Here is an 8,719-nt window from a genome sequence, read left to right as displayed (position 1 = left end):
GCCGACGATGCCGTTATAGGCCGCCGGAATCCGGCACGAGCCGCCGGTGTCGGTGCCGAGCGCGCCGTGGGCCATGCCATCGAGCACGGACACCGCCGCGCCGGCGGAGGAGCCGCCCGGCACATGGCCTTGGGCCCGGTTCCAGGCGCCCTTCGGCGTGCCGTAGTGCGGATTGATGCCGATGCCGGAATAGGCGAACTCGGTCATGTTGGTGCGCCCGATCACGACGAAGCCGGCCCTGCGCAGCCGCGCCACTGTCGCCGCATCCTGCTCGGCCGGCGGCGAATCGTCGAGCGCGCGGGAGCCGGCGCGTGTCACCTGGCCCTTGATGTCGAACAGATCCTTGATCGAGATCGGGATGCCGGCATAGCGCGATGGCGCCGCCTTGGCCTTGCGCAAGCCGTCCATCGCATCCGCCGCCGCGAGCGCGGCGTCCTTGTCGACATGGAGGAAGGTGCGCTGCCCCTCCCCGGCGGGATCGGCGATCCTGGCGATGCACGCCTCGACCAGCTTGCGGGCGGTGGTGCGGCCGCTTTCGAGGTCTTCGGCGAGCTTCGCCAGCGTCGGAAATTCGGGCATGTCTGTCTCACGGAATATTGTCGCGCGCAATCTATAGCGCTGCCTCAGTTCGACACAAGCATTGTGCGCATGATGGCATGCATGCGTATTGCTGGACCGTTGACGCACCATGGTCGATTGTCGCATCAAGCTTGAAACGGGCGGGCGTGAGCCTGCCTTATCAAGATTTGCTTTCTGGGAGGGCGTTCCGACATGGCCGAACCGCAGCGCGCGCGACCGAAACCGACGCCGGAAACCCAGCATTTCTGGGACGGCACCAAAGCGGGCGAATTGCGCCTGCAACGCTGCGACGCCTGCGCGCATGTCTACTTCCCGCCGCGCCCGTTCTGCCCGTCCTGCGCCTCGCGCAAGGTCAGCATCTTCAAGGCGAGCGGCAAGGGCTTCCTCTACAGCTACGTGATCAATCACCGTCCCGCCGCGCCCGGCTTCACGCCGCCATACGCGATCGCCGTGGTGGAGCTTGCCGAAGGGCCGCGGATGATGAGCAACATCATCGACTGTCCGCAGACGTCCGAGGCGCTCGAGCTCGACATGAAGCTCGAGGTCGCCTTCCAGGCGCTCGACGACAAGATCACCCTCCCCGTGTTTCGTCCGGCGAAGGGGTAAGCCATGCGCAAGAATCAGGTTGCCGTCGTCGGCGCGGCCGAGACCACCGAGCTTGGCGTCATCCCGAACGCCTCGCAGCTCCAGCTGCACGCGGATGCGGCGCTCAACGCGATCGCCGATGCCGGACTGAAGCTCTCCGACATCGACGGCTTTGCCACCGCGGTCGAGACGCCGCAGCAGGTCTGCCACTATCTCGGCATCAAGCCGACCTGGGTCGATGGCACCTCGGTCGGCGGCTGCTCGTTCATGCTGCACGTCCGCCATGCCGCGGCGGCGATCGAGGCGGGCTTGTGCAAGACCGTGCTGATCACCCATGCCGAGAGCGGCAAGTCGATGATCGGCAAGGCGCCGCGCTCGATCCCGGCGGACAGTCTGCAGGGCCAGTTCGAGGCGCCCTTCGGCGTCTACGGTCCGCCCAGCATGTTTCCGATCCCCGTGCTGCGGTTCATGAAGACCTACGGCATCACGCACGAGCAGCTCGCCTCCGTGGCGGTGGTGCAGCGGGAATGGGCGGCGAAGAATCCGCGCGCGATGATGAAGGACCCGATCACGGTCGCCGACGTGCTCAATTCGCGCATGATCGCCTATCCGTTCCGCCTGCTGCAGTGCTGCCTCGTCACCGACGGCGGCGGCGCGCTGATCCTGACCTCGGCCGACCGCGCCAGGGGTTTTCCGCGCAAGCCCGTCTACATCATGGGCACCGGCGAGAGCGTGGAAACGCCGATGGTCAGCCAGATGGAGACCTTCAACTCCTCGCGCGCGTTCAAGACCGCGGGCCCCCTCGCGTTCAAGGAGGCCGGCATCGCCCACGGGGACGTCGACCATCTCATGATCTACGATGCCTTCGCGCATCTGCCGCTGTTCGGCCTCGGCGATCTCGGATTCATGCCGCATGAGGAGACAGGCAAGTTCATCGCGGACGGCAATACGCGCCCGGGCGGCAAGCTGCCGCTCAACACCAATGGCGGCGGATTGAGCTATATGCATTCGGGCATGTACGGCATGTACGCGCTGCAGGAGAGCGTGCGGCAGATGCGCGGCATCGCGCCGGCACAGGTGCCGAATGCGAGGATTTCGGTGTGTCATGGCGTCGGCGGCATGTTCGCGGTGAGTGGCACGATCGTGTTTACGAACGAGAGGTAAGCGGCTGTCATTCCGAGGCATCGCGTCAGCGACGAGCTATGATGCGCAATTGCGCATCATAGCTCGCGCCAAGGGGCGCGCCCCGGAATGACGGCGGAAATTGGAACGGCAGCGGAGAAACCCCCATGAGCAAATCACTGCAAGACAAGGTCATCATCGTCACCGGCGCAGGCCGCGGCATCGGGCGCGAGATCGCGCTGCTCTGTGCGGCGGAAGGCGCCAAGGTCGTGGTCAACGATCCCGGCGGAGCCTCGGACGGCGCCGGCTCGAACGCTGCGCCTGCCGAGGAGGTGGTCGAGGAGATCAAGAAGCGCGGCGGCACGGCCGTCGCCAATTTCGAAAGCGTCGCGGAAGCCATTCCCGCCAGCAAGATCGTGAAGACCGCGACCGATCATTTCGGCCGGCTCGACGGCGTCGTCAACAATGCCGGCATTTTGCGCGACATGATCTTCCACAAGATGAGCGTGGAAGCGTTCGAGGCCGTCATCAAGGTGCATCTGATGGGCTCGTTCTATGTCAGCCACGCCGCGGCGCGGATCTTCCGCGAGCAGGAGTCGGGCTCCTTCGTGCACTTCACCTCGACCTCCGGCCTGATCGGCAATTTCGGCCAGGCCAACTACGCCGCCGCCAAGCTCGGCATCGTCGGGCTGTCCAAATCCATCGCGCTGGACATGGGCCGTTTCAACGTCCGTTCGAACTGCGTCTCGCCGTTCGCCTGGACGCGCATGATCGGCACCATCCCGACCGAGACTGAAGCGGAGAAGGCGCGGGTCGAAAAGATCAAGCAGATGGGGCCGGAGAAGATCGCGCCGCTCTGCGGCTATCTGATCTCCGATTCCGCCAAGGACGTCACCGGCCAGATCTTTGGCGTGCGCATGAACGAGATCTTCCTGTTCAGCCAGAACCGTCCGATCCGCTCGGTGCAGCGGAGCGAAGGCTGGACGCCGCAATCGATCGCGGAACACGGCATGCCGGCGCTGAAGGGCTCGTTCTACAAGCTCGACCGTTCCGCCGACATCTTCACCTGGGATCCCGTCTAGCCGCATTTCCGGCATTCCTGCCCTGCGATCTCCGGTTGTCTTGTCCGGAGATCGCCCCGGTTTACGCCTGATTGCGGGCGAATGGTCGCCTCCCAACGAAACTTTGGGAGGAAACCATGACAAGAATACTGACCAACTCCGACGACACGACTGCAGGCGGCGGTCTCGGCCGCCGCGCGCTGCTGCAGGGTGCAGCGACACTCGCCGCATCGACCCTGCTCGCCTCCAATGCTGACGCCCGCGACTTCGGCGCCAATGCCGAGCCGCAGCGCTATCCCGACCCCGACATCATCGCCATCGATCCCAAGCGCTTCAAGGCCAAGGTCGGCAACACCGCAATCAAGCGGCTCTACACCGGCTGCCTCTGGGCGGAAGGGCCGGCGTGGAATGCGCAGGGACAATATCTCGTCTGGAGCGACATTCCGGCCAACCGGCAGCTGCGCTATCTCGACGATGACGGCCATATCTCCGAGCAGTTCCATAAGCCGTCCAACGAGGCCAACGGCAATTCGTTCGACACCGAGGGCCGCCAGCTCAGCGCCGAGCGCACCCGCCTCGTCCGCTACGAGCATGACGGCTCGGTGACAGCGCTGGCCGAGCAGGCAGGTGGCAAGCCGCTCAACGGCCCGAACGATATGGTCGTGCATCCCAACGACAAGGCGATCTGGTTCACCGATCCCGGCTACGGCGCGATCAGCATCTACGAGGGCAAGCTCGCCAATACCGGCTCGCTGCAGCCGCACCAGAAGGAAGCCGTCTATCGCCTGGACACCCAGACCGGACAGGTGGCGAAGGTCGCGGACGAGCCGTTCAAGCCGAACGGCATCGCCTTCAGCCACGATTACAAGAAGCTCTATGTCTGCGACACCGGCATCACGCACTACCCTGAAGCCAAGAACGTGGTGTGGGCCTACGACATCGACGGGGCCAAGCTGTCCAATCCGAAGAAGCTGATCGACATGACGCTCGACGGCAAGTCCGGCTTCCCTGACGGCTTGCGCGTCGACACCGAGGGCAACATCTGGGTCGGCGCCGGCTGGGTCGGTCCCGGCTATGACGGCGTGCAGGTGTTCGCGCCGACCGACGGCGCACGCATCGGGCAGATCCTCTTGCCCGAGACCTGCGCCAATGTCTGCTTCGGCGGCAAGAAGCGCAACCGCCTGTTCATGACTGCAAGCCAGTCGCTCTATGCGGTCTATGTGGAGACGCAAGGCGCGCATTTCTGTTGAGTGCCCCACTCTCTCCGCGTCATGGCCGGGCTTGACCCGGCCATCCACGCCTTACCGCGCGATGCCAAGAACGTGGATGCCCGGGACAAGCCCGGGCATGACGGCTGAGTATCGGGCAGCAACGTGGCCCGGTAGCTACCCCGTATTCCTCAGCCCCGCCGAAATCCCGTTGATCGTCAGTTGAATCCCGCGCAGCACCTGCTCGTCGGGGTTCTGCGCGCGATGCTCCTTCAAGAGTTCGACCTGCACGTGGTTGAGCGGGTCGAGATAGGGGAAGCGGTGGCGCACCGAGCGCTCCAGCAGCGGATTGCCTTGCAGCAAGCGGTCCTGCCCCATGATGTCCAGGAGCGTCTCGATGCAGGAATGCCATTCGCGGCGAATGCGGCCGAAGATTTTTTCGCGCAAGGCTTCGTCCGGCACCAGCTCGGCATAGCGCGAGGCGATCGCGATCGAGCTTTTGGCGAGCACCATGTCCATGTTCGAGAGCAGCATGCGGAAGAACGGCCATTCCCTGTAGAGCTCCTTCAGGAACGGCATGCCCTTGTCGGGATGTTCAGTGATCCACTGCTCGACCGCGCTGCCAAAGCCGTACCAGCCCGGCAGCATCAGCCGGCACTGCGCCCATGAAAACACCCAGGGGATGGCGCGCAGATCCTCGATCGCCCGGGTCTTCTTGCGCGAGGCCGGACGGCTGCCGATGTTCAGCGTCGCGATCTCGTTGATGACGGTCGAGGACCAGAAATAATCGACGAAGCCGTCGGTCTCGTAGACAAGGCCGCGATAGGCTTTGAAGGCGAGGTTCGACAATTCGTCCATCGCGGTCAAATATTCGCGGCGCGGCGCGCTCTGGCGCGGATGCAAGAGACTTGCTTCAAGCGTCGCCGCCGCGAGGATTTCCAGATTGTTGCGGCCGACTTCGGCGTTGGAATATTTCGACGAGATGATCTCGCCCTGCTCGGTGATGCGGATCTGGCCGTTCACGGCGCCGCCGGGCTGCGCGATGATGGCATCATAGCTCGGACCGCCGCCGCGGCCGACCGAGCCGCCGCGGCCATGGAACAGGCGCAGTCGCACGTGATGCCGCTCGAACACTTCGACGAGGTTGATCTCGGCCTTGTAGAGCTCCCAACCCGAGGTGACGAAGCCGCCGTCCTTGTTGCTGTCGGAATAGCCGAGCATGACCTCCTGCACGCTGCCGCGACTGTCGACCAGGCGGCGGTAATCGTGCAGCGACAGCATGCGGTCCATGATGCCGCTGGAGGCCTGCAGATCCTCGATGGTCTCGAACAGCGGCACGATGTTGATAGCGCTGCGGCCAGAGGGATGGACCAAGCCGACCTCCTTCAGGAGCACCGCGACCTCGAGCATGTCGGACATGCCCTTGCACATCGAGATGATGCATTGGGGAATGGCGTCCGAGCCGAACATCGCATGCGCTTCCGCGGCGGCATGGAACACGTTGAGCTCGCCCATGGTCTCGTCGCTGTACTTGACGAAGGGCGAGACCAGCGCGCGCGTCGAGCGCAGCTCGTTGGTCAGCAGCGAGATGCGCGCCTCCTCGCCGAGCGCGAGATAGGACATGCCGGGATTGGCGGCGTCCATCAGCTCGGCGATGGTGCGTTCGTGCACCGCCGAGTTCTGGCGGATGTCGAGCCGGGCGAGATGGAAGCCGAAGCAGTCCACCGCGCGCCGCAGCAGCCGCAGCCGGCCGCGGGCGATGACGCGGGCATTGTTGGAGATCAGCGAGCGGTGCAGCACGTCGAGATCGGCCTGCAGCTCCTTCACGCTCGCATATGGCGCGCCCTTGCCGACCGGCCGGCGCGTGATCTCGACCGCGAGCTTTTCGGCCGTCGCGGTCAGGCGCGCATAGATGCCTGAGACCGCCAGACGATAAGGCTCGCCGCTCCGGTGCGGCGAGGTATCCGGCGAGCGTTCCGCCAGGTTGCGCAGCTCTTCGGAGACGTCGGCAAGATGCGCCGCGATCGACAATTCCGAGCCGAGCACGTGCAGCTCTTCCAGATAGAACTGCATTACCCGGCTCGACTGCAGCCGCAGCGTGCCGCGCATGACGTCGGCGGTGACGAAGGGATTGCCGTCGCGGTCGCCGCCGATCCAGCTGCCCATGCGCAGGAACGAGGCGAGCTCGGAAGCCGCCTGCTCGCCGCCCTCCTCCAGCCGGTCCTCGAGGGCGTTGACCAGCCGCGGCACCTCGCGCAGGAAGGTGTAGTCGTAGAACGACAGGCCGTTGGCGACCTCATCGAGCACGGTGAGCTTGGTGCGGCGCAAGAGATTGGTCTGCCAGAGCGTCAGCACCTCGCGGCGCAGCTGCTCGTCGCTGGCATCGGCCTCCTCCGCGGTCAGCGCCACGCGCTCACGGCGATCGAGCAGGCCGGCGACCTCCATCTCGCGGTCCATGGTGCTCTTGCGGCGGACTTCGGTCGGGTGCGCGGTCAGCACCGGGCTGACCAGCGCGGACTTGAAGAAGCTGCGGAGCTGATCGGGCTTGATGCCGGCGTCCCTGGCATGGGCGAGCGTTTCCGCCAGCACGCCGGAGCTCTTGCCTGCGCTGCGAGCCCGCATCTGGCGGATGTTGTTCTGGTCCTCGGCGATGTTGGCGAGGTGGGAGAAGTAGCTGAAGGCGCGGACGATCCGCACCGTCTCCGAGGTCGACATGCTGTCGAGGATCTGCTCGAGCTCGCGGCGGGCGAGCCGGTCCTCGTCGCGGTGGAAGCGGATCGAGGTCTGGCGGATGCGCTCGACCAGGTCGAACAATTCGGCGCCCTCCTGATCGCGCACGGTGTCGCCGAGGATGCGCCCGAGCAGGCGGATGTCGTCCCGCAGCCGCGCGTCGGCCTCCTGCGCCTGGACGTCCTCAGGGCGGTTGGGGCGATGCTCGGCGCTGTCGGATGGTATGGTCTGGAGGGACATGGCTCGCTCCTCTTCAAGAGCTCCTTGCGGCTCCTCAGTCCGGTGGAGTGTGCGATATTTTTCTACCGCAGTGCAAGACGAAGTTGGGGGCATTGCACACTGCCGGCCAAACTCGTGTCCCGGACGCGCTGCAACGCCTTAAGCGTTGCTGCGCAGAGCCGGGACCCAGAAAGCCGCACCGTCCCTGCCGCCTTCTGGGCCCCGGCTCTGCAGCGCACCACGCCGCGAAGGCGCGACGCGCTGCGTCCGGGGCACGAGAGCTCTCTTCAACTGATAAAACACGCCTTCGCCTTCTCGCGGCGTATTCCGCCCGAGCTTTGCTGTCCGTTTCGCCCTCATCGAGAACAAAGGACGCAGGGAAGGCCGGGCGCCGGCTGGCACCCAGGGTCCGCACGCGACAAGACGCACGCAGGGTGAACCACAGGTGACGCCGGGACATCCCGGCCTTCCCTGCGCAATGGTTCATGGGCGTATCGCATGCCGGGACATATTCCGCCGGAACGGCCGCACGAACATGGCGGCGAAGGCAAGAGCGACCAGCCGACCCGGTGTCGCCGAGCTCGGCTGCGTCGAGACCGCCAGCGGACTTGCAGCCACGACCGCCGTCAGGCCTTTCGACGCCTGGATCGTCAGCGCAGCCACCGACACGCCCGCGATCACATCCACGAAGTAATGCCCTCCGACCAGCGGGGTCGCGACGAGCATTCCCCCATTCAGCACCAGCAGGGCGGGACGCAGCCACCAAATGCTCCATAAGCTCCAGATGCTGAGAAGCGCCGTGGCAGCGTGAAAGCTCGGGAAAGTGAGGATGCCGCCGAGCTTCACGATGTTGAGAGCTCGCAACGTGCCATCGCGCAGCATAGGTATGTCGCTCGCCTGTCCTCCATATCCGTTCGCCTTGAACAGCTCGGTGTCGGAGGGCAGTCCGAACTCGAAATAGGTGCCGATCGCCGGAAGCAGGGAGGAGACGACAATCACCACGCACAACGCCAATGTCGACGCCATCACGAACTGCTGCAGACGGATATATTGACCCATCAACCCCAGTACGACCGGAACGCAGAAGGCCGGCACGAGGATCATTGCGTAGAAGAACTTGGCGTACAGCAGCAATTCCGGATGGGCCATCGCAAAATGGAAATATGCAGGCCAGTCCAGGCCGAGCAATCGGTCAAGCTCGGCAAATCTGGCGTC

The 8,719-nt window shown here is 64.9% G+C and carries 7 protein-coding genes; 4 read left to right on the top strand and 3 right to left on the bottom strand.

All coding sequences use genetic code 11. The features are described from left to right. The coding region (locus tag IC66_RS0111820) for an amidase family protein (protein ID WP_038947758.1) at window positions 1–579 on the bottom strand (579 nt) is incomplete at its 3' end. A 192-nt stretch (window positions 580–771) separates the two neighbouring features. On the opposite strand from IC66_RS0111820, the gene IC66_RS0111815 reads away from it, so the two are divergent. From IC66_RS0111815 to IC66_RS0111800, 4 genes are all read left to right on the top strand, one after another. Next, entirely contained in the window at window positions 772–1,185 is a 414-nt protein-coding gene (locus IC66_RS0111815; protein WP_038947757.1) for a Zn-ribbon domain-containing OB-fold protein, read from the top strand. A 3-nt stretch (window positions 1,186–1,188) separates the two neighbouring features. Then, window positions 1,189–2,328: a thiolase C-terminal domain-containing protein gene (locus IC66_RS0111810; RefSeq protein WP_038947756.1), complete on the top strand. Its 1,140-nt coding sequence runs from the start codon at window positions 1,189–1,191 to the stop codon at window positions 2,326–2,328. Between the two features lie 125 nt (window positions 2,329–2,453). Continuing rightward, window positions 2,454–3,368 (top strand): SDR family oxidoreductase, encoded by a 915-nt coding sequence (locus IC66_RS0111805; RefSeq protein ID WP_038947755.1) that lies wholly within the window; start codon window positions 2,454–2,456, stop codon window positions 3,366–3,368. A 116-nt stretch (window positions 3,369–3,484) separates the two neighbouring features. Next, the gene (locus IC66_RS0111800; RefSeq protein ID WP_028143254.1) at window positions 3,485–4,597 is read left to right on the top strand and encodes an SMP-30/gluconolactonase/LRE family protein; all 1,113 of its coding nucleotides are present in this window, start codon (window positions 3,485–3,487) and stop codon (window positions 4,595–4,597) included. Window positions 4,598–4,732: 135 nt separating this feature from the next. Here the strand turns inward: IC66_RS0111800 and ppc are convergent, their stop codons facing one another. Both ppc and IC66_RS0111785 read right to left on the bottom strand, forming a co-directional pair. Beyond that, window positions 4,733–7,525, bottom strand: a complete 2,793-nt coding sequence (gene ppc / locus IC66_RS0111790) for a phosphoenolpyruvate carboxylase (protein ID WP_038947754.1) — start codon at window positions 7,523–7,525, stop codon at window positions 4,733–4,735. Between the two features lie 462 nt (window positions 7,526–7,987). Beyond that, the coding region (locus IC66_RS0111785; RefSeq protein WP_162131329.1) for a phosphatase PAP2 family protein at window positions 7,988–8,719 on the bottom strand (732 nt) is incomplete at its 5' end.

The sequence above is a fragment of the Bradyrhizobium genomosp. III genome (assembly GCF_000261705.1).
In the GTDB taxonomy this organism is placed as follows: Bacteria; Pseudomonadota; Alphaproteobacteria; order Rhizobiales; family Xanthobacteraceae; genus Bradyrhizobium; species Bradyrhizobium ottawaense.
This window is presented reverse-complemented; position numbering and strand designations above follow the sequence as displayed.